The organism is Paraburkholderia terricola (assembly GCF_900142195.1).
GTDB classification, from domain to species: domain Bacteria; phylum Pseudomonadota; class Gammaproteobacteria; order Burkholderiales; family Burkholderiaceae; genus Paraburkholderia; species Paraburkholderia terricola.
This window is the reverse complement of the sequence record NZ_FRAB01000017.1, coordinates 40,300-62,912: the sequence shown is the minus strand read 5'-3', so window position 1 is coordinate 62,912 and position 22,613 is coordinate 40,300. Positions and strand designations below refer to the sequence as shown.

The 22,613-nt window shown below is 62.9% G+C and carries 12 protein-coding genes; 5 read left to right on the top strand and 7 right to left on the bottom strand.

Translation table 11 applies throughout. The features are described 5' to 3' along the window. Nucleotides 1-11: 11 nt before the first annotated feature. From BUE39_RS16780 to recC, 3 genes are read right to left on the bottom strand one after another with little or no spacing between them, the layout of a single operon-like run. A complete protein-coding gene (locus BUE39_RS16780; RefSeq protein WP_073429835.1) occupies nt 12-2,201 on the bottom strand; it encodes an AAA family ATPase in 2,190 nt (729 codons plus the stop codon). Further along, the gene (gene recB, locus BUE39_RS16775) at nt 2,198-5,902 is read right to left on the bottom strand and encodes an exodeoxyribonuclease V subunit beta (protein ID WP_073429833.1); all 3,705 of its coding nucleotides are present in this window, start codon (nt 5,900-5,902) and stop codon (nt 2,198-2,200) included. The genes BUE39_RS16780 and recB overlap by 4 nt, the downstream gene beginning before the upstream one ends. Further along, complete coding sequence (gene recC / locus BUE39_RS16770) at nt 5,899-9,273, bottom strand: exodeoxyribonuclease V subunit gamma (RefSeq protein ID WP_073429832.1); 3,375 nt, start codon at nt 9,271-9,273, stop codon at nt 5,899-5,901. Before recC ends, recB begins: the two co-directional genes overlap by 4 nt. A gap of 201 nt (nt 9,274-9,474) precedes the next feature. On the opposite strand from recC, the gene BUE39_RS16765 reads away from it, so the two are divergent. Beyond that, nucleotides 9,475-11,991 (top strand): FUSC family protein, encoded by a 2,517-nt coding sequence (locus BUE39_RS16765; protein ID WP_073429830.1) that lies wholly within the window; start codon nt 9,475-9,477, stop codon nt 11,989-11,991. 160 nt (nt 11,992-12,151) lie between these two features. Here the strand turns inward: BUE39_RS16765 and BUE39_RS16760 are convergent, their stop codons facing one another. Beyond that, a complete protein-coding gene (locus BUE39_RS16760; RefSeq protein ID WP_073429828.1) occupies nt 12,152-12,361 on the bottom strand; it encodes a hypothetical protein in 210 nt (69 codons plus the stop codon). 388 nt (nt 12,362-12,749) lie between these two features. On the opposite strand from BUE39_RS16760, the gene BUE39_RS16755 reads away from it, so the two are divergent. The 4 genes from BUE39_RS16755 (at nt 12,750) to BUE39_RS16740 (ending at nt 19,754) form a co-directional block, all read left to right on the top strand. After that, on the top strand, nt 12,750-13,733 hold the full coding sequence (locus BUE39_RS16755; RefSeq protein WP_084561424.1) for an NAD-dependent epimerase/dehydratase family protein: 984 nt from the start codon (nt 12,750-12,752) through the stop codon (nt 13,731-13,733). Between the two features lie 8 nt (nt 13,734-13,741). Next, nucleotides 13,742-15,952, top strand: coding sequence for a glycosyltransferase (locus BUE39_RS16750; protein ID WP_073429826.1), 2,211 nt, complete (start codon nt 13,742-13,744; stop codon nt 15,950-15,952). A gap of 3 nt (nt 15,953-15,955) precedes the next feature. Beyond that, nucleotides 15,956-16,756, top strand: a complete 801-nt coding sequence (locus BUE39_RS16745; protein ID WP_073429824.1) for a glycosyltransferase family 2 protein — start codon at nt 15,956-15,958, stop codon at nt 16,754-16,756. A 1,123-nt stretch (nt 16,757-17,879) separates the two neighbouring features. Next, nucleotides 17,880-19,754 (top strand): YadA family autotransporter adhesin, encoded by a 1,875-nt coding sequence (locus BUE39_RS16740; RefSeq protein WP_073429822.1) that lies wholly within the window; start codon nt 17,880-17,882, stop codon nt 19,752-19,754. Nucleotides 19,755-20,508: 754 nt separating this feature from the next. Here the strand turns inward: BUE39_RS16740 and BUE39_RS16735 are convergent. The 3 genes from BUE39_RS16735 to BUE39_RS16725 form a co-directional block, all read right to left on the bottom strand. Next, complete coding sequence (locus BUE39_RS16735; protein WP_073429821.1) at nt 20,509-20,799, bottom strand: hypothetical protein; 291 nt, start codon at nt 20,797-20,799, stop codon at nt 20,509-20,511. 408 nt (nt 20,800-21,207) lie between these two features. After that, nucleotides 21,208-21,645, bottom strand: a complete 438-nt coding sequence (locus tag BUE39_RS16730) for a response regulator (RefSeq protein WP_073429819.1) — start codon at nt 21,643-21,645, stop codon at nt 21,208-21,210. A 174-nt stretch (nt 21,646-21,819) separates the two neighbouring features. Next, nucleotides 21,820-22,170: a hypothetical protein gene (locus BUE39_RS16725; RefSeq protein WP_073429818.1), complete on the bottom strand. Its 351-nt coding sequence runs from the start codon at nt 22,168-22,170 to the stop codon at nt 21,820-21,822. Between the last annotated feature and the right edge of the window lie 443 nt (nt 22,171-22,613).

Here is a 22,613-nt window from a genome sequence, read left to right as displayed (position 1 = left end):
ATGCCGCACCGCTACGCGTTACCCGACGCCTCCGCGATTCTTGCGGCCAGCCCCGAGTCACGCTGCGTCGGCGTCTCGATAGCCTGCGCCAGCACGGCCCGCGAACCAATCACTTCCACCCGCTCGCGCGCCCGGGTGATCGCCGTGTACACGAGCTCGCGCGACAACACCCGGCTGAACGCCGACGGCAGCATCAGCACCGCGTGCTCGAACTCGGAGCCTTGCGACTTGTGGACCGTGAGCGCGAACGCCGTGTCGTGCGGCGGGAGCGCGGCCGGCGAGACCGCGCGCAGACCGCCGTCACCGGTACGAAAGTACACCCGCAACGCGCCGCCCGCGCCCGGCAGCGCGATGCCGATATCGCCGTTGAACAGGCCCAGCGCGTAATCGTTGCGCGTGACCATCACCGGCCGTCCCGCGAACCATTGCGCGCCCACGGCGAGCGTCACGCCGGCCGAGCGTCTCACTTGAGCCGCCATGACCGCATTCACCTGATCGACGCCGCGCGGCCCCGAACGCGTCGCGCACAACACGCGGAAGCGGTTCAACGCATCGAAAAGCGGCAACGGGTCCGGCGTTTCGGCGGCGAGCGCCGCGGCGAGGGCGTCCGCATACGGCGCGAAGCCCGCGGCGAGCCGCGCGACCGTGCGCTCGGCAAGCGTCGCGTGGGTATCTTCGTGAAGCGCCGCGGCGCATGGTTCGAGCGGATCGAGGCTCAAGACGTCGAGCGCCGCGTTCGCCGAGCCGTTGCGGATCGCGAGCGACAAGCGGCCGATCGGCGATTCGAGGCCGAAGCGATAATTGCGCTCGAGCCAGACGACACAGTCGGCGAGCGGGCTTTGAAGCGGTGATGCCGCCGCTCCCATCGCCGACGCGTAGGCAGACGACACGGCGTGTTCGAACAGATCGCCATCGGCGCCCTCAACGACAGCATCCGGCGCATCGGCACGCGCGAACAGATCGTCGAACGGTGCATGAAAATCGTCCGGCGCTTCTTCACGAGTGGACCGGCCGCCTCGCTGCTCGTGGACGCTTCGCGATGCGCGCGGCAATGCTTGCGCGAGCCGCGCCTCCGCGATACCCAACGCGGCGGCGATCCGCTGCATCCCGGCTGACGTGAAGTCCGGCCGCGCGCTGAGTTCCGCGAATACCGCGCCGGCCTCGACGGCGGCCAACTGATCCTTGTCTCCGAGCATCACGAGACGCGTGCGCGGGGCGATCGCATCGAGCAGATGCGCGGCCATCGCGACGTCGATCATCGACGCCTCGTCGATCACCACAACGTCATACGGCAGCGGATTGTCGCGATGATGCCGGAAACGCCCCCCCGGTCCCGAGCCAAGCAGACGATGCAGCGTGTACGAAGTCTGCGGCAAGCGCGCGGCGAGCGCGGGCGGCAATTCGCCGGCGCGCGCGAGCAAGGCTTCCTGCATCCGCTGCGCCGCCTTGCCGGTCGGCGCAGCGAGCGCGATTCGCAGATCGGCGCGCGCATCGAGCAAGCAGGCAAGCACGCCCACCACGGTCGTGGTCTTGCCCGTGCCCGGCCCACCGCTGACGATGGTGAGCCATCCTGACAGCGCCATGACGGCCGCGACGCGCTGCCAGTCGAGTTCGTCGTCCTTCGGCGGACCGAAGTAACGCAGCAGGCGCTCGTGCAGTGTTTTGGCGTTGGCGTCGGCGCTCGCATCCGCGCCTGTCGCGGCGTCGCCACCGCCCGCAACACGATCACGACTCCGGGCCTGGTCCTCGCGCACCCGCTGCGCCTCCGCATCCGCGTGCCCCACCAGCGAGCGCGCCAGCCGCCGCTCGTAGTCGTAGTAGCGCGCCAGATATAACCGCCCTTGCCCATCGACCACCAACGGACGCAACGCCGCGGCGCTCTGCGAACCGTCGCTCGCCATGCCGCTTGCGAACAGCGCCGCGCGCACCTCCGCGCCCGATGCCTCGAAGCGTCGCGCCAGCACCGCGAGGGGCACGCATACGTGCCCCTCGGCCGTCGCGCGGCTCGCGGCGAACGCGCCCCGCGCCGCCCATTTCACCGCCTCGGCCGACGCGCCGCCGCGCCGCGCCAGCGTGCCGATGCGGCGCGCGAAACCCTCGGCGAGCGCGATGCTGAAATCGGTCGGCGCAGGCAGATTCACGCCGATGTCGATGTCATCGAGTTCCGGCGGCGTCGAACTGGTGTGTTCGAGCGTGCTCATGCGGCACCTCCGATCATCGCCGCGTCGAGCAGCGCGACCAGTTCGAATGGGGGCCTGCGCCCATGCACGCCCGCCGGGCCGTCGGCATCGCGCCACTGCGGACGCACGCCGCGCACGAACAGATACAGATAGCCGCCAATGTGCGTGTCATACGAGTAGTCGCGCAGCCGCGTTTTCAGGTAACGATGCAGCGCGACCGTATAAAGCAGCGCTTGCAGGTGATACGCATGGCTCGCCATGGCCGCCTGGAGCGGCGCGTCGGCGTAGTCGGCGGCACTGTCGCCCAGATGGTTCGATTTCCAGTCGACGATCCAGAAGCGTCCGTCGTGTTCGACGATCATGTCGATGAATCCCTTGACGAAACCGCGCAACACGCCGGGTTCCAGCGCGACGTCGGGATAGCCGTGTTCGATCAGCAACTCGCGCAATGCCGGGAAATCGAGCGACGGCGCCGCGAACAGAAACTCCAGTTCATTGATTCGGCGGCGCGGATCGAGTTTGGACAGCACCATGCCGGGCACGAGTTCGGTGGTCACGACGTCCGCGATCAGCTTGTGCATCATCGCGGGTAGACGCGTTGCGAGTTCGGGCACGGCCGGCGACGGGCGCTCGCGCAACGCGCCGCGAATCGCGTCGGGCCAGGTTTGCGGTTTGGTGAAATCCGCCAGTTCGAACATGCGATGCAGGCAGTCGCCCGCCGCCGCGCCGCGCGGAAACGCGAGAATGTCGTCCTCGGCGTAAGACGGCGCCTGCTGCGCGCGCACCGGCACGAGCAGCGGCGCGGACACGAGCGCATCGGCGATCTCGTCGTGATCGGGCCGCACTTCTTCCACCGGCGCGTGCATCTCCTCGGTCTTGCTTCCCGCGGCGATCAGACCGCTGAAGCTCGCCATGCGCCACTGATCGCGCAAGGGCCGGCGATTGGCGCGCGCCTGCATCCGCGCGCCGCTGTCCTGGATGCTTTCCAACGGTACGCGGCGCGCCACTTTCGGCAACGCCTGCAACGTGATCGGACCGCCCGCCAGCGCCTGCCAGCTTGCCGACAAAGCGGCTTCGTCGGGCGGATCGGTAAGCCAGTCGTCGAAGCCGTGCCCGCTGCCGCCCACCAGCCAGTTCAACACGCTGCGGCGCGACTCCCGGGTGGAACGCGACGACAGATACGTGCCCGCCACCAGATAGCAACGGTAGACAGCGCGCGTCAACGCCACGTAGACGAGCCGCGCCCGCTCCGCCGCCTGTTCGCGCACCGCGTGACGCGCCGCGCGCTCGGCCTCCTCGTCGTCGCAACCATAATGCAGCACCGCGTCGCCCGTTTCGTCGTGATACTCGCGCGCGTCCGGCAAGCCTGAAGACGGCGGCTCGCGCAGCGCGCCGTCGTTCAGGAACGGACAGAACACCACCGCATATTCCAGCCCCTTCGATTTGTGAACGGTAACGATCTGCACGAGGTTGCGATCCGACTCGAGCCGCAACTGCGCGTCTTCGCCGCCACCTTGCGTGCGTTGCGCGGCGAGCCAGCGCAAGGTCGGCGCGATGCCGGGTTGCGTGGCGGCGCGCGACTGCACGAGTTCGGCCAGGTGGTTCACGTTCGTCAGACGACGCTCGCCGTCGGCTCCGGCGACCAGCCGTTGCGCGACGCGCAGTTCGCGCATCAGCGTGCGCCACATCACCGCGAAGCCGCGCTCGTGCCACAGCATCCGGTAGCGTGAAAAACGCTCGACCCAGCCCATCGCGTCCGCGGCATGCGCGGGGTCGTCGGCGGGTGCGGGCGCGTCGGCGGCCTGTTCGAGACGCCACAACGCGGCGGCGTCGAGCCCGAGCCAGTCGGTCGCCAGCGCGGCGCGCAGGCGGCGCAGATCGCCGGGCGTGTCGACCGCGGCCAGCACGCGTTCGATCTGTTCCGCGTCGAGCGTCGCGAACACCGAGGCCTGCGCCAGTTCCACGCTGCCGACGCCCCACCCCGCCAGCACGCGTTTGATCAGACTGCCCTGCTTATGCGTTTGCACCAGCACCGCGATGTTGCCGGGTGCAAGCGGCGCGCCGCCGATCGTCACGGCGCCTTCACGCGCGCCGCGCAATAGCCGCACGATCTCGGCCGCGCACGCTTCGCTCGCTTCGCGCTGAGCCTCGCGCTTGGTCAATGCGACGTCGCCTTGCGGCAGGCTCCAGATGCGGAAGTCGCCGGCGCTCGCGTCGGGGTCGGAGAAAGGCGGCCTGCGACGCTCGCCCGCGCGCACCGGCTGATAGTCGAGACCGTCGAGCACGAACGCCTGCGGATTGGCTTCGAAGAGCCGGTTGCAAGCCTCGACGATCGGCGCGGTGGAGCGCTGATTGACCGCGAGCGTGTAGCACGCCGAAGCCGCCGCGCGCGCCGTCAGATAGGTATGCAGATCCGCCGCGCGAAAACTGTAGATCGCCTGCTTCGGATCGCCGACGAGAAAGAGCGGCCCGGCCGGCGCGAAGATGCGGCTGAAGATCGCGAACTGCAACGGATCGGTGTCCTGGAACTCGTCGATCAGCGCGGCCGGATAGCGCGTGCGCAATGCATCGGCAAGCCAGGGGTGCGCCGCAAGCGCGCGGTAGAGGTTCGACAGCAGATCGTCGAACGAGACCACGCGGCGCGTGCGCTTGCGCGCCGCCAGTTCGGCCGGCGCGTAATCGAGCCAGGCCTGAACGAGCGAGAGCCAACGCGCGCGTTGCGCGGCTTCGGCCGCGACCACCGCGGCCGCCAATGCTTCGGCATGTTCGAAGAACGCGTGCTCGGGCGGTTCGAACTTCACCTTGGTGGCCTTCTTCAATGCCGACGCCGTCAGCTTCAACGCGGCCCGCGGCGGCGGCGCATGACAATCGCCCTGCGCGAAGTACTCGGTCCACGCGGCGATCGCCGCGCTCACGTGATCCGGCTTGTGTGTGGTCTTGCTGAGACGCTCTTGCGCCTGCGCGAGCAGACTGACGATCGCGTCGCGCTCCGCACACCAGACTTCGCAGGCCGCATCGAAACCGGCTTGCGGATCGGCGCCGCTTGCGCCCGGATCGGCCTTGCCCCAGCGCAACTGCGCCAACGGCTTCTTCAGACGACGCGCAAGCTGCTCGTCGAGTGAAGCGGGGCCCGCGCGTTTCGCCACCAGCCAGGCGGCGAACGCGGGATGCGCATGGGCCACCGGCTCGACCTGCTCGCGCCAGAAATCAGCCGCCATCTCGAAGCGCAACGCCGCGTCGTCGGCTTCCATTTCGAAGGCGAACGGCATGGCGGCGGCGAACGGCGCCTCCTGCAACGCGCGCTGACAGAATGCGTGGATCGTGTGAATCGCGGCCTGGTCGAATGTGCGCAATGCGCGGCGCACTACCTTCAACGCGGCGTCACGCTCGATGCCCCCCTCGGGCGCGAGCGTCGTTTCAAAGAGACGCTGGATGAACGGATCGCCGCCGTCGTCGTCCAGGTCGATTGCCCGATGCAGTTCCGCGAGACGGCCGCGAATGCGCTCGTGCAATTCAGCGGTGGCCGCCTTCGTGAACGTGACGACGAGAATCTGATCCGCGTTCAGGTTCTTTTCGAGCAGCAGGCGCACGTACAACGCGCAAATGTTCCAGGTCTTGCCGGTTCCCGCCGACGCCTCGATCTGGTTGACGCCGTCGAGCGAACAGGCGAATACGTCGAGTTCCTCGGCGACCAGCGCGTGATGCTGAAGGGCGCGGTTCATGACGCGCTCCGCAGATGCTGCACGAGCGGCCTGAAAACGATCGACGCGAGATTGCCGAACGGTTCGTCGAGCGTGAGCGGCGTGCCGCGTAGCGCGATGCGCAACGCCGCATCGTCGGATTCGCCGCGCACGCGATCATTGACCCACACACCCAGAGCCGCCGAATCGCTTTCGCTCACCTTGGTCCAGGCGCTCTTCGGGAAAAACCGCAGCGGCAACCTGCGCCCTGCTCTGAACAAGGCGGCAAGCGGCGCCAGTTCATCGAGCGGCGCGGCGACCGGCGCGAGTTCGAAGCTCTCGCCGCTGCCGTGCCACACAGTACGGCGCGGGCCATCCGGCTGCGCGGCGCAATAGACCAGATGCGCGAGCCACGCGGACAGATAGTCGCGCGCGGTGGGTTTGGCGTAGCGGAAAATCACTTGTCCGGTTTCCGTCAGCAAATTCAACGTACCGTGCAATTGCAATGGCGCTTCGGCGGCTTCACGCAGCGCCGGGTCGTGTGGACCGAAGAGCGTACCCGCCATCTCACCGCTGTCGGGCCAGCGCGGCGCGATGTCGAGCACGAACGGCATGCGCTCGACGCCCGCGGCCACTTCGCGGCGCACGCTGTCGGCAAGCTGGCGCAGCGCGCCGAGCTCCCGCGCACGCCATACCGCGCCGGTCGCGCCGCCCGGCAATTCGGGACTGGCCGCGGCGACGCGGCGTACGCGTTCGTCAAGCACGTCGTCCTCGGTATCGCTGTCGAGCAGTACGGGCAACAGTCGCTCGGCCAACGCGTCGCGCCCGGCGTAATCGAGTTCGAACGGTTCGGTGTCGAGCAGTTCGCCTTGCGCATCCGACAGCACGATGCCCAGGCGGTCGCGCAACAACGCCCGCGCCGGGTGCCGCCAGAAGCGCACGAATTCGTCGAAGGCAACCGGCGCCTCGTCTTCCGGCGGCAATGGCTGATCGAAGAACGGCGCGGCGGCCGGATGCCGCGGCGCGTCCAGCAAGGTAGCCAGCTCCGCGCGATCGGCGTCGTAGGTGAACAGCTCGCCGCGCGGCGAAAAATAGTCCGATGCGAACGCCTGTAGCGGATGGTCGACGATGAACGCATGACGCGCCGCTTCGACTTGCGAGGGACTCGCGCCCTCGCCCGCCGACACTTGCGCGAGATGGTCGAGCAATTCGTCGACCAATGCGGCTGGCGGCAACGGCGCATTGTCGCGAATGCTGCGCCCCGTATACGCGATGAACAGGCGATCGCGCGCGGCCAGCAGCAGATCGAGGAACAGATTGCGCTCGTCGTCGCGGCGCTGCCGGTCGCCGGCCTTGCCGAACGCGGCCATCAGGTCGAACTCGTCGGCGCGCGCGAGACTCGGCAGCACGCCGTCGTCCATGCCTAGCAGGCAGACGATCCGGTACGGCAAACCGCGCAAGCTCGTCAGCGATGAAAACGTCACGCTGCCCCAGGGCACGCCGCCGCGCGCCGGGTCGTCGAGCGCTTCCGTGAGCGCGCCGCGCACCACCGCGGCCGGCAACGCGACCTCGTGCGCGCCGGCTTGCATGGCTTCGCCCATCTTGTCGATCGCGTCGCGCACGGCCGCCAGCGAATCGGCGAATGCCACGCCGCCGTCGAAACACTGCGCGAGCGTTTCGAGCAGCAGTTGCGTCCATTGGGCCGGCGTTCGTTCGTCCGCGCAACGCGCGGCGAAGCTGTCGATGTCGTCGACGAAGCGCGACAGCCGGCCGAGCAATTCGGCGTCCGAGCCGTCGGCGCCTTCGACCGGCAACCAGGCGTCGACCGGTTCGCCGCCGTCCGGCATCGCGTAACCCAGGTAAAGACGCGTGAGCGCATCGGCGAACGTATGACGGGCGACCGGCACGTGTTCGCCGGTCGGCTCCACCGGCGCGAGCCCGCGCCGCGCGCCGGCCGCGGCCAGCCACTCCTGCGCGGCTTCGAGCGCGCTTGCGTCGATGCCGTAGCGCGCGGCGATCGCATCCACGCGCAGCCATTCGATCAGGTCCGGCGCACTCACACTGCGCTCGGGCAGCGCCAGCCAATCGAGCAGCAAGCGCGCGACCGGGTTGGCCTGCGACGGCGGCAAGCCGGTGATCCGATACGGAATGCGGCGCGTATCGCCGGGCGGCGCCGTGCCGAACACCGCATCGATCAACGGGCCGGCCGTCGCGAGATCGGACACGGCGACCAGCACGTCGGACGGCTGCAAATCGTCGAACTCGTCGAACCAGCCGAGCAGGCGATCATGCAGCACTTCGAGCTGCCGCGACAGGCTGTGGCACACGTGGACTTCGATGCCGCGCTCGGTCGGCAACGCGTCGGGATCGATTTCGACGCGCAAATCGAGGATGCCGTTCTGCACGGCGGCAAGCCAGCTCGGCTGCGGATTCTCGGTGAAGTCGCCGGTCTCGCCGGATGCCGCGCTCTCGGTCAGCTCATGCAGCATATGCAACTGCGCCTGGGTTTGACGGCCCCATTCGGCCAGCAACGGATGCCCGACTTCCTGATAGTCACGCTGCCCGGCGGCGTCGAGCGCTTCGATGCGCCCTTCACTGACCACGTCGAACCAGAACTCGCGGCACGGGTTCATCACGTACAGACGCACGTCGACCCAGCGCGACAGCGCGCGCAACAATGCGACGTGCAACGGCGGCATGGTCGGCAGCGCGAACACGCTCACCGCTTCGGGCCAGTCCGCCCTGGCGATCGCATCGAGATCGAGCGTGCCGATTTCCTCGAGGAAGCGATAGGCGGGCGGCAATGCGGCAGCCGGCGTTTGCGCGTCGCCCGCCACCTCCGCAAGCACCGCGCGCCACAATGCCGCCTGCCAGCGCTCGTCCTCACGCGCCGCCTCGCTCGCACCGACGAGACGCGGGCCGTTGTCGTCCGCCGCGCCGCTCGCAAAGATCGAACCGCCCTTTTGCCATTGCAGCAACCATTCCGGGCGATAGGTCAGATAGTGGTCGAGCACGGTGGCCACACGCCGCGCCAGTTCATAGCGCATGGACGCGTCCGCTGCATCCAGATAGGTACGCAGACGCGGCGACGCGTTCCAGGGCAAGGCTTCATCCGCCTCGCCCAGCAGCCGGTAGCAGCGCCACACGAGCCGGTCCGGCGCGAACGGCGAATGCCTGGGCACCTCGATCACCCCGCCGATCCGCGCCCACAGCCATTGGGCGAGATAGCCGAACTCGACATTCGCGCAGATGCCCTGGCGCATGGCGATGTCCAGTTCGAGCCGCCGCCGCACCGCCGCGCTCGGCACGATCACGGGCTGCGCGGTCCACGGATCGGACGGCGCTTGCGCGAGGTCGTCGAGCAGCGCGCCGACAAGCGTTTCGTAGCGATTCGAGTAGAAGAGCTGGAGCATGGATGGGAGGCCGGCGTGCGGCGCGAGCGAAACGCCCAGGCCGCGACAGAAAGTGAAGCGACAGCATAACAAAGGCGCTCCCAACGCAGAACCCGGCCGAATGGACGAGGTCAGATCGGGCGCAAAATCAGTTAGACTCGACGGCGGTTTGGGTCTGTCCCTGCAACGCCGTTTTCTCTGCGAATGGAATCCAGGCAGTCGATGCGCTATTCGGTTGAAATAAAAAAATTCCTTTACAGCCAGTACTTTTACGGCGGTCTGCGCATCGCGGTCGGCGTCTCTTTACCCGCGGTACTGTGCCTCGTCGTGTTCAACAATCGCGAACTCGGCTTCACGATCGCGACCGGCGCGCTCGGTGCCTGCGTGGTCGATATGCCGGGCCCGCTCAAGTACAAACACAACGAGATGCTGGCGTGCTCGGTGATCGGCTTCCTGGCCGCGCTCGCCACGGGCCTCGCCACGGTCAATTCGGTGGCGCTGTGGTGCACGGTGGTGCCGCTCACCTTCGTGCTCTCGCTGATCGTCGTGTACGGCAACCGCTGGCCGCAGATCAGCTTCGCCACGCTCTTCATGATGATCCTGACGCTGGAGGAGCGCTTCACGCCGATCCAGGCGCTCGTCAACGCGTCATGGATCCTGGTGGGCGGTCTCTGGTACACGTATTGGTCGACCTTCGTGAGCCGCTGGATGATGCATCGCATCGAGCAGCAGGCGCTCGCCGAAAGCGTGTTCGCGTGCGCCGACTATCTGCTCGCGCGGGCCGCGTTCTACGACCTGGACAACGATCTGGACGAGTGCTATCGGAATCTGGTCGACAAGCAGATCGCGGCGGTGGAGCGTCAGGACGCCGCGCGCGACATGGTGCTGCGCAACCTGCCCAGGCTCAAGAGCGGCAAGCTCGAGCCGCGCCGCGCCATGCTGTTCAATCTGTTCATCAATACGGTCGATCTTCACGAACTGTTCGTCGGCACGCATACGGATTACCCATTGGTGCGCAATACGTTCGGCGGCTCGGATCTGCTGGTGTTCTACCGCGACCTGATTCGCAAGGCGGCCGCGGATCTTGAGGAAATCGGGCTCGCGGTGCTGCAAAATCAGGCGCCGCGCATGCGCGTCAACGTGAAGGCGGAATTGCGCGCCATCGAGTTCGAGATCGAACTGATGCGCAAGCAGGACCTGCCGGCGAAGAATCCCGAGGCGTATTCGGCGGTGTCGTCCACGTTCCGGCGCATCTGGAGCGCCACGCGGCTGATCGACAAGATGCGCAAGAGCCTGTCGGGCGATCCGAGCGCGACCGAAACCGAATTGCGCCTCGACCAGGCGCTCAGCCGCTTCGTCTCGAGCCGCCGCGTGCCGTTCGGCCAGATCTTCTCGAACCTGACGATGGCCTCGCCGAGCTTCCGCCATGCGCTGCGGGTGACGATCGCGGTCGCCGTCGGCTTCTGGCTCGGCCGCCTGCTGCCGCTCACCAACGCGTACTGGATCGTGATGACCACCGTCATCATTCTGAAGCCGGGCTATTCGCTCACCAAGCAGCGCAATGGGCAGCGGATCGTCGGTACGTTGATCGGCTGCACGGCGAGCATTGCGTTGATCATCTTCGTCAAGGAACCGCACATCCTGCTGGTGGTGATGTTCGCGTCGATGGTGATGAGCTACAGCCTGCTGCTGTTCAACTATGCGGCTAGCGTGGTGTTCACCTCTTCCTACGTGCTCTTGATGTTCCATCTGCTCGCGCCGGGCAGCATGCGCATCATCGGCGAACGCGCGATCGATACGGTGGTGGGATGCGCGATCGCCATCGCGGCGAGCCATCTGTTCCCGTACTGGGAATACCGGCTGATGGGCAAGCTCGTCAACAACATGATCGGCGCCACGCGGCAGTATCTGGAAGCGAGCTGGTGGTGGAGCGGCAAGCCGGCCGCCGCCGTGGTCGCCACCGTGACCGAGGCGGGTGCGCGCGCGCCGGCCGCGGCAATGGCCGATCCGGCGATCGACATCCCCAGACCGGCGCTGGCCGCCGCCAACGGCGGGGTCGATGTTGGAACAAGTCGTGGAGCGAGTGGTGGTGTGAGTAGCGGTACCGGCAGCGGAACAAACAGCGGACCAGGTGCGAAAACGAACGCCAACGCGATTGCGCATGCCGGTGCGGCCGCCGTCGCCAGCGCGCCCGCCAAACCGGCGGCGACCGGCGCCTCCCCTGCCGCAGCAGCCGCTGCCACGGCGCTCGATCGCGACTATCGCTACCGGCTCGCGCGCAAGAACGTGCATGTGGCCTTCGCCAATCTGGGCCAGGCGTTTCAGCGCATGATGCTCGAACCGAAGTCCGCGCAAAAGTTCGTCCCTGAATTGAACGACCTGCTGGTGCGTAGCCACGTGCTCGCCTCGCAGATCACCGTGGTCGCGCCTTTGCTGCGCACCTCGGCGCAGCAGAACGACGGTGTTTCGCTACAGCCGCTGCAACGCGCGCTGAGCGTGGTTCGCGACAATCTGACCGAAGCCGAGGCCGGCACGGCGCTGCCCGCCGACCAGGGCGAACAGATCAAACTGTTGAACCGTGAGCTCGATGCGATGGTGGTCGAAACCGAAAAGTCCCCGGACTATCCGGCGGACGCCGTAAATGACATGAAACTGCTCGCCCACCAGTGCAAACAGATGCTGAGCGCGTCGGCGCAGATTCGCAAGGACGCGAGCGTGATTCGCCTGCCGGAAGGCTGACACGGCGACGCGCGGGGGAGGAACGTCGCGCACCTGCCAAGCCTCGGGAGAGGTCGGGTCGCGCACGCGCGCCAATGCGTTAGGGCGTCGTGGTTTTTAGCGTGCGCGGCAGGTCGCCGGTGATTCGGGCGTGGTTGTCGAACCGATGAACCGTGCCGCCCTATTGCGCCTGCCCGCTCGCGGGCCTGGCGACGGTAGCCGCAGCGGCTGCCGTGGAGGAAATCGACGGCGCCGTCGCATTCTGATTGTCGAAATCGCGCTTTTCCGTGATGGCGTTATAGAAAAGCGTGGCGATCACGAGCAATACCGCGACCACGATGAAAACGGCAATGCCGAAGGTCGGATTCTTCTTGCGCGGTGGCTTGTTCATGAGGCGGGCTCGGTTCGCGAGGCTGTCGCGGATAGGTCGGGAAAGGCGGCATTCTACGCCCACCGAGCTTGCACTCGGCTTGCAGCCGGCGGACAAGCGCATGCTGCGACCGAGGCGGCGCCCATCCGCAACTCGTAGTTTGCGTGAATCACCTGTCTTACTAGCCGAAGCGGCTCGCAGTTCGTTCTCGCAGACCGAGAATTTGCGCCTCATACATTGAGAATATTCCTCAATTGCACGCTAGAGACTCTGGTGCTTTGTAAGCATAACCCGATTTATTGCGCGCGCAGTAATAAACCGGCATTTAATATCAGCCTCAGCCGGCTTTTGCGAAAAAACACAGAAAATGCCCATGCTAGAGTGCACGCCCTGACGAGTTTTATTTGATTTGTCATCCGGCTCGCACTCGGCAATCCTCATCGAATTGAAAAAGAAAACCTATCTGGTGACCGGCGCCTCCGGCTTCATTGGTCGGGCGCTCGTCGACCGCCTTCGGCTGGAGGGGCACGACGTTCGTCGTGCGGTAAGGCGCATGGTGCCGGGAGCGTTCAACGTCCAATGCCCTCTTGGCGCGTCAGTCGACGCTTGGCATGACGCACTGGAAGGTGTCGATGGCGTCTTTCATCTCGCCTGGTCAACGGTTCCCAAGACAGCGGACAGGCTGCCATTGGACGACGTCACAACCAACGTCGTGGGCACGGTGGGTTTGCTGGAGGCACTTCGGCGACGCCCCGGCCTCCCAATGGTTTTCGTTTCGTCGGGCGGCACCGTCTATGGCGCCCCAGAAACAACGCCGGTTTCGGAAGCGCATCCCTTGAGGCCGCTGGGGCTCTACGGCGCTTCGAAAGTGTCAGCGGAGGTTTACGCGATGCTTTACCGCCGCCAATTCGGTGTCGATGCTCGCATCCTGCGTATCAGCAACCCTTATGGACCCGGCCAAAATGTCGAGGGACAACTTGGGGCGGCGTCGATCTTCGCCTGGCGCGCGTTGACCGGACACGAAATCCGGATCTGGGGCGACGGTTCAATCGTCCGCGATTATCTTTATATCGACGATGTGGTGAGCGCATTTTCCGCGGCGATAAAAGTCGATCCCGACGCGTTCGGCTCGAGCGAGCCCATTTTGAATATCGGATCGGGGCATGGAACGTCCCTGAAGCAAATCGTCGAAACGATCAGCGACATTCTGGGGCGACCGATCCGTGTTGAATATGAATCGTCGAGATATTTCGATGTTCCGGTCAACGTCCTCGAAGTATCGCGCGCTGAACAGTTGCTTGGCTGGACCGCGACTACCGGTTTGCGAGATGGCATGAGCAAAATGCTCGATCACTTTTCGAAACAACTGGTTTCACAGGTCCAACTCACTTGATAACGTCGATGCCTTTAATTTCGGTGGTAATACCTTTTTTTAATCAATTAAGGTTTCTTCGTCAAAGTGTGGAAAGCGTTCTCAGGCAAACCCACACTGAATTCGAAGTAGTCGTCGTCGACGATGGCTCCGACGAAGATCCGTCGGACCTCATGCGCTCGCTGAACGACCCACGTATCAGGCTCATCCGGCAAACCAACGCCGGTGTGGCTACGGCGCGCAATACTGGAATCGCAGTCAGTAACGGCGAGTATTTCGTGTTTCTCGATGCCGACGATTGGCTGGCGCCAACGATGCTTGAGGATCTGAAGCATATTCTCGCCGCGACGCCAGATGCAGGCATGGCTTATAGCGACATCGTTCGCGTTGGCGAGGAAGGAGAAATCGCAGACGCTCATAAGATCGAGCATGCGAGAGATCAGTTAAGCGGGAATATTTTGCCGTCGCTTCTATTGGGCGGATATTTCCCGCCGGTCTGCGTGATGGTCCGAGCATCGGCACTAAACATGGTCGGGGGCTTCGATCAATCATTGGGCGGATGCTGTGATTGGGATATGTGGCTCCGCATTGCTGCCGCCGGGTTCAACGCAAGGTTTCATTCGCGTGAACTTGCCTACTATCGGCTCCATGCCCGTTCGATGAGTAAGGACTCGGCGCACATGCGATCGGCGGCTGTCTTATCCGTCGAGAAGGCGAGGGAAATTATCGCTCAGTCAGGGCTGTTTGACCGTGACCTGTATCTTCAGCTCTACCCCGATCTGGCGATCCTGCCTGATCCCCTTGATCACTACGTCCGGCATGGAAGCTTCGAAGGCCGGCGCGCACACCGGCTCTTCGATGGCCATTGGTACGCATCGGCCTACCGGGACGTGGCTCAGAGCGGTTTGCAACCGCTCGTCCACTACATCACGATCGGCAAGGCCGAGGGTCGCCGATGCGGACTGCAGCCGCGCATATTAGACAAAATCGAAAAGATGGTGGCGGAAGCCGGGGAACTCGAGAGCACGATCTTGCTTGACGCTACCTTGGTCGAGCCCGCGCTGCTGGGTTTCAATTACGGCGGCCAGTCCTGGCCGGGAATCGTTGCATGGCAAAAGCTTTTCGATTCGCTGCCTCACGCGTTCGATCACATCGTCTTTGTGCCGTGGCTCGTGCGCGGCGGCGCCGATCTGGCCGCGGCGAACGCGGTGCGGGCCGCCATTCAGCAACATGGCAATGATTCGACGCTCGTCGTGCTTACAGATCACGACCGGAGTGAGTCGATCGACTGGCTGCCGGTCGGAGCACATGTTCGTGTCCTATCGGAATTTGGATCGTCGCTAACGCGGTCAGACAGGATTCAGATGGTGGAGTCGTTAATCCTGGCTTTGCGTCCGAAGTCAGTATTGAACGTCAACAGCGGCGCGTGCTGGGACAGCATTGTCCAGAAGGGTGCCGCTCTTGGCAAAGTGACGAATCTCTACGCCTGCCTGTTTTGCCGGGACTACACCGCCGACGGCCGAGCGGCAGGGTATGCGGACACACACTTCCGAGACAGCTTGCCATTTCTCACGAAAGTCTATTTTGACAACGCCGGCTTCATGCATGAACTCGCGGACGACTATGGCGTACCGGAGAGCCTGCGCGCCAGGATGATCACGCTTCATCAACCTATTGGCAACGCGTCTATCGGGAAATTCAAAACCGGTTCGCCACGGGGCAACCGGGTTATCTGGGCCGGCCGTTTTTGCATGCAGAAAAACGTGGATCTGCTGATAGAGATCGCCCAACTGGCAACAGACTTTCATTTCGACATCTATGGCTACGGCGACGACGCCTATCTGAAGAAGCTCAGAACCTTTGCAAACGTACTGCCCAACCTGACCATCAAGGGTCCGTTTTCCGCTACATCGGAATTACCCGTCGATGAGTACAACGCCTTTCTGTACACATCGCTCTGGGATGGCCTGCCGCTCACCTTGGCTGACGTAGCTTGCATGGGCATACCGGTCGTCGCGTCCGCTGTCGGCGGAATTCCCGACCTTGTCACTGAGCAAACCGGCTGGTTGATCCAGGACTATAAAGACGCGGCTCCCTACGTGGACGCGCTTCGCGAAATTCGCCGTTCCCCCGATGAGGCCCGCCAGCGCGCCAGGCGAATGATGGCTTGGGTCAGGCAAGAGCACTCGTGGGACCACTTTTGCAAGACCTTGTCTGTGTCTCCATCGTTTCTCGATTAAGTCATGACCAATTTTGATATCACAGCCGTCATAAACGGCCATTCTGAAGGCCTTTTGGCAAACGCTTCGCTCAACAGTCTAAGCAGGTGCGCTGACATTGCCGCTGCATCGGGATTGCGAGTAGAGATGCTCGCGGTGCTCGATAGGCCGACCGAGGTGACACTGCACGTATTCGAATCGTTCGCCGCCAAACGCGCCGACCTGAGAGTAGTGACAGTGCAGCACGGCGATACCGGCTATGCCCGCAACACCGCTGCAAACGAAGCCAGAGGCAAATGGATCGGGTTCCTCGACGCGGACGACATTTGGGGGGCCAACTGGCTACTTGAGGCCTATAAAGCAGCCGAAGCCGACCCGCGAAACGTCGCGTGGCACCCGGAGGTCAATGTCTACTTTGGCGTAACGCCCCATATTTTCTTGCACGTGGATATGGAGGACCCCAGTTTCCATCTGGCTCATCTCGCATACACGAACGCATGGACTTCGTTGGTCTTCACGTCCAGGCAGTTTTTGAGGGCTGTTCCCAACACCGGAACCGACCTCAAGAACAACATCGGCTATGAAGACTGGAGATGGAATATCGACGTTGTGAACAACGGCGGAATCCACAAAATTGTTCCCAATACCTCGCACGCGATTCGGACACGACATACCTCTCTGGTCAAGCAAACCTCTGCAGCGGTTTGCATTCCAAGACCGTCCGATCTGTTTCGCAACGAGATCAGGAGTCGCGCCCGGCGGACTGATGAGATCAGTCGGGCATTTGCCCGAGACGGCGCACCGGCAGCGCCGTCGAATACTTGATCCGATCGACTCCGCCAAAATGTCCTTCCAGATCAATCGACTGGCCTCAGAGATCGCAAGAATGGCACCGCTATGGCACCGCTGCCCCCCTGCTGCGGATTGCGATCACTCATTCGGGCGACGGGCAGCGACCGGGCAGCTCCTGTCGTTGGCCATCGTGGCGACTACGATATTCGACTGTCTGTACTGCGCAAACATCGGTCATCTGCGAAGATCCGCGCGCGTCGGAGCGTGGGCCAATCCGCGGATCAATGGCCTTCCGAGCATTTATGGCTGTCGTGCGCATAAATGCTGATCGCCGGCGCGCTCGTCGGTGCGAACGTTCCCCGAATGGTTCTTCACCTCGCCCATCTACCCTCGGAATGCACGACAAGCGAACCGATTTCAGCTGCCAACGACCGGTTCCCGTCTGAGCGTTCCTGCGCAGGACGACGGAAGACAACGCAGAACGTCCGGAGGAACGCTCGGCGATTGCCGTATTCGGAATTTTGTCGAGGCAATTCGGCATCTCGTCAAGCATCAATCCGCTCTCTCAACGCGGGTTCCGAACTTAGAGCCGGTTACAAGTCATCGTCATGCTGGCGACATATGGTTAATGCCAGGATATCGTTGCTGACGACGAAATATGCGTTTTGCGGTTGCGTAATTGTTAAATATCGCAAGGCCACCCGGCTCTTTATGGGTTTATGTAGACAATTTAATTCGCCTATGAGAGAGTCTCGGCGACGAATTGCGGGAACTTACATTGCCTTACCTTGTCGCTGGCAGCACCAACCCGAAACCCACTGGGCGGGAGCCGAATTTCTGGTGCGTGCAACCCTTTGAGTTCGACTTTTAGAAGGATTTCCGCACACAGGTTTCAGAAAAAACTTACATAAAGTTTCCTACCCAACTGCCGTAATCCTAGTTAGCACTGAGCCACTGTGCCTGCGACGATCAAGTCGTCGCAGCGACGTTGCTTGCCTGTTGCACCGAGAACACAGTCGTTAGTGATGCTTAATGAGCATGCCCGTGCAAAAAAATAAAGTCGTTAATTAGCTTTCCCAATAAGTGGGTGATGCATATGACGGAGACCAAACATGAATATTTTTTGTCGATCAGTTAACTGAGAAAGGAAAACGCAATGAACAGCAGCCGATATAAGCTGGTTTGGAATCGTCGACTTGGGACGCTGGTAGCGACAGCCGAGACGCAGCGCGGTGTGCAGGGAGAGCCGAGGCAAGCGGAAATGGGACAGGGCGGTACGCCGCTGAAATCAAAGGTGTCGCTGGCGGTATTGACGGCATTGATGCTGCTACCCGTTGGGCAGGCATACGCAGATAACCTTGCCGTCGGCGGCGAGAGCGGCGGGATAACAGCAACGGTCGGGGGCGCTGCAACGTCGCCTCCCGCCAGCTCAGGCGGAACACTCCCCGCAACCGCCGGGACGGATAGTACGGGTCAAAACGAGGCGTTCGGTATAAATACATCTGCCAACGGCGGAAAAGCGACAGCAGTTGGCGACACCGTCACAGCAACCGGCACTAACGCGACTGCAGTTGGTGCCACATCCATTGCGAACGGCAACAACGCAGTGGCGTTCGGCGGTTCGTCCCAAGCGATCGGAGCTGGGGCGACAGCACTAGGTGCGGCTGCGGTCGCGAACGGCACGAACACCACGGCGATTGGTAACGGCAGTTCCGCAACGGGCAATGGCGCGATGGCAGAAGGGGCCGGGGCGGTCGCCAACGGTGGAGCGACGTTCAGCTCGGCCCTAGCGATTGGACAAAACGCGACTGCAACGTCAACGACGCCGGCTTCACCTATCGCAATCGGCCCGGGTGCCCAGGCACTGAATGGCGAAGCCGTCGCTCTCGGAAATTCCGCCGTAGCGCAAGGCAATGGCGCCGTGGCCATGGGCGTGGGTGCGAATGCAGCAGTAGCGGGTTCGGTTGCACTCGGCGCTGTGACACAGGCTACGGGCAACAACGCAATCGCGATCGGCAATGCCGCGGTGGCTTCCACTAACGAATCGACGGCACTCGGTTCCGGCGCCGTCACGCGTGCAGCAACGAACGTGAGCAGCGTCACGTTGAACGGCGTGACATTCGGTGGCTTCGCGGGCGCAACGCCGACTGGTGTCGTGAGTATCGGCACGGTCGGCCAGGAACATCAGTTGCAGAATGTGGCTGCAGGGCAGATCAGCGCCACCAGCACCGACGCCGTGAACGGCTCCCAGCTTTTCTCGATCGCTTCGCAGGTTGCGGCACTGTCGAATAACCTCACGTCACTCACAACCACCGTCAACACGATTTCGACAACCGTGTCGAATGGCACGGTGGCCGATCCAACAGGTACGGCAGTTGGCACAAATTCGGTCGTGTCCGTTCCCAACGGAACCGCTGTCGGTAACGGTTCGAATGTTTCGGGCCAGGACGGTACGGCAATCGGCACCAACACGACTGTTACGGCTGCACGTGCAACTGCCATTGGCACGAGCTCCAGGGTCACAGGCACGAATGGAACTGCAATCGGTGATGGTTCGAACGTCACGGGCACGAACGGAACTGCAATTGGCGCAAATTCTCAAGTTACCGCGAACAATTCGGTTGCCCTGGGTGCAAATTCAGTTGCGGATCGGGACAACACGGTTTCGGTCGGTGCGCCGGGTGCTGAGCGTCAAATTACCAACGTTGCAGATGGTACGGCTCCGACTGATGCTGTGAACAAGCGCCAGTTGGACGGCGCCATCGGTTCGGTGCGCGATGAAATGTCGAAAAATCGCAAGGATGCTGCTGCTGGCACGGCGAGCGCTATCGCGATGGCGAACTTGCCGCAGGCTGTCCTGCCGGGTGAAAAGGTTGTCGCGCTTGGCGCAGGCAATTACGGCGGTCAGTCGGCTATGGCAGTGGGTCTCTCGGTCGCGACGCAAAAGTGGATGGTCAAAGGCTCGATCACGACCGCTGTTTCGGGTCACGGCTCGGTTGGAGCAGGCGCTGGCGTCGGTTACCGCTGGTAAGTAATTCGGCTGTCTCCCCCGCTGCTGTCGCAGTTGCCTCACAGCGGCGGGGCAGTCACCGTGAGCGGCGCGGTAGAAGCGTGTGCGGCCACATGCAGTCGTCTGTATCAGAGCCAATGCTGACGGCTGATCGGCTGCTTTGCCTCTACAGCGGTCGTTTCAATTGCGTCTAATTGAACGGCTGAGATGGGTCGATTTCTGGCGCTCGCATAACTCGCGGCGATCGAGCGAAGTCTGCGTCAGGACGCGTTCGGCCGCCCTCTCTATCATCCAGGCTGCGACTGGTAGCATATGCCGATGATGCAGCAGTACCTCCTCCGCGCCAGATAAGCCTTTGCGCGACGGCCTACGCCATAGCCCACGCTCATCAATTTCCTGTCCGCCCGCTGTCGACCCACTCCGGCCAGTCAATCCTCTCCGGAGCAGCCGTTCAACGTTTGACATGAGTCGCGTGCGCGGCTTGTCCGCGACTCGCCGCTCGATGAAGAAGAAAACGGATTGCCGTACGTTGAACCGGCGAGCGGCGTGGTATTGCTCGTTCCCGGAGAGCGCTGCCGGGTTCAAGACAAGCCATCAGCAGCCCGTTACGAGATCGCCGAATTCCCAATCCGCTCTGTGGGATCTTCCTGATCAACGTACAAGGCCGGTCTGGACGAACCTGGCAAGAAGTGTGCGTGAGGAGCAGCCGACGAGGCCGGATACATACGTCCCAATCCGCCCGCTGAACTCACGCGCTGCCAGTCGCAAGGCGAAGTTACTTCAGGTGAATGAGGACTGTTCCCTCCGATATTTCCGGCGCGGCCGCGCCCGTGTTTCCGGCGTTTTTGGCGATCCAGTCCTTCGCCTTCTGCACGCTTTCATCGATGCCGGCCCTGTCCTGGCAAACAGTCACCGAGAATCCGCCATCGCCGCTGCGTGCGAGGGTGTAGCCGACAAAGCCTTTGACCGAACGCAGCAGTTCTTCGACGTCAGCCGTTCGCTTCTCCAACAGATCGAATAACTCCTTTGCACCCTTTCCGGAATATCTCCTTATAACAGTTTGCATGATTGGATCCTCCTGTTTGATGGACCAACGAGACAAGCACGCCGCACAACCAATGTCTGCAGCTTCTAGCTGCTCTTTCCGACAGCGTGTAAAGCGTGCAACTAATTGAGAAGGCCGCCCACCTGATATCCGCGGCCCTTACAAGTGTAGTAATTGTGCCATCGTAGTAAACCTGGGAAGCGATGCAAAATCCTGGTACCTTCAGCCAACGTCCGCAAATGGCCGATTCCCGTCTTATGAATTGGCATACGTCGCCCCCTCGAAGGCCTCGGGCGGCCGACGGCACGCGACCCATCTCGGCCCTTCGGGCCAAGCGTGGTGAATGACCGGTCCCAAGGTGTAGACACGTTCGAGTGACGCCAGAAATCGCTGAAATAGTCGGTTCGCGCGGCCTCAAGCGCGGCGGTGCTAGGCCCAGTACTTGACAGCTTCCGCGGGCCACCTGCATTGCGGCGCGGCCCCGCAATGCGACCGAATCGAGTTATTTCCCAGCCGCTTGGTCACGAGAGAATCGACGGTCGCAGCGAGCGTTTCGATATCGACGGGCTTGCGGAGAAAAAGATTCCATAGTCCAGCTCTATCCAACGGCGGCGACCGTGCCGACGTCATGACGATCGGAATCAGGGCCAGTGCCGGATAACACTTCAGCCGCTCACATAAGACGTCCCCGTCCATGCGCGGCATGTTCCAGTCGGTGACAATTACATCAGGAAGGCAATGACCTGCCATCTCCAGCGCCGATTGCCCATCGCCCGCGGGCACAACGTGATGGCCCCGCCCCTCCAAGGCAACCTGGAGAAGCCACAGCGAATCGGGGTCATCGTCAACAATCAGGATGATAGACATAGCGAGAGCCCAGTGGGGCTCCCTTTTTTCAGCAACCGCTATGCCGCCTCAAACGTCGCTTCGGTTCTTTGAAATCCCGAGAGTCAGCACAGAATCGCCCCTGAACCTCGAATGGCGTCCATGCGGTTCGCTTTGTGGGGTTTGTTGAGGCAGCGCGGCTGCGATTAAATAGGCCTAGCTCGGCTGCAACTCGTCTTCGCAGGCTGCATAGATCTTGCAGACAACTGGTGACCGGTAGTCCAACCGCCAGCCATCGGTGAACAGTTGCGCGAGAAAATACGAATCTGCAAACATGGGGAACCCGGCAAAACCCAGTGCCACCTTTTCCGATAGGGCGCGGAGGTGAACGCAGTCCATCCAGTCGGCTCGGGCTCCGTTGCCGTTTAGCCAGATGCTCAGCAACTCCTCAACATGAACGGTTCGCATCCAACCGCTTGTGCGCGCTCGCGCGACCAGCTGCCCCACCACCAGGTAGCAGAGCAGTTCAGCGCGGGCTTGGTCGTCAAGGTTGCTCAAATAGGTCATCCGTGTTCGGTGTCGCGCCGGTTGAGTCCGTGCTTCGTAGTCTACGTCACCAGGTCGGTCGCAATGCGCCAAGGGTCTTACCAAAATGCCCGGGTATCGAGTTGCAAGCCCGACCTTGTCAACAGCGTCGGCTTGCTCGGGACCCACCACATTATCTTCGGCCAACGATGGGGTTACCTTGTCAAGGTGCGACCGTCAGGTAGCTCGGCAGAAGCTGACGTTCACCCGGCCGATCCACGACGAACAAATGGCAGTAAATGGGCCGAGAACGGAAGATCGGCAGCTCGATGAAGCAGCGCACTGATAAACTCGTGCGCCAAAGCAACTTTGTATCCGAACATGCCTGCACCTACTATCACGCCAGCCGCCGGATCATCTGCTACCCATTCGCCCGTGATGCAGCAGCACCTGCTGCCCGCCAGATAATAGGTTGAGCGACGACC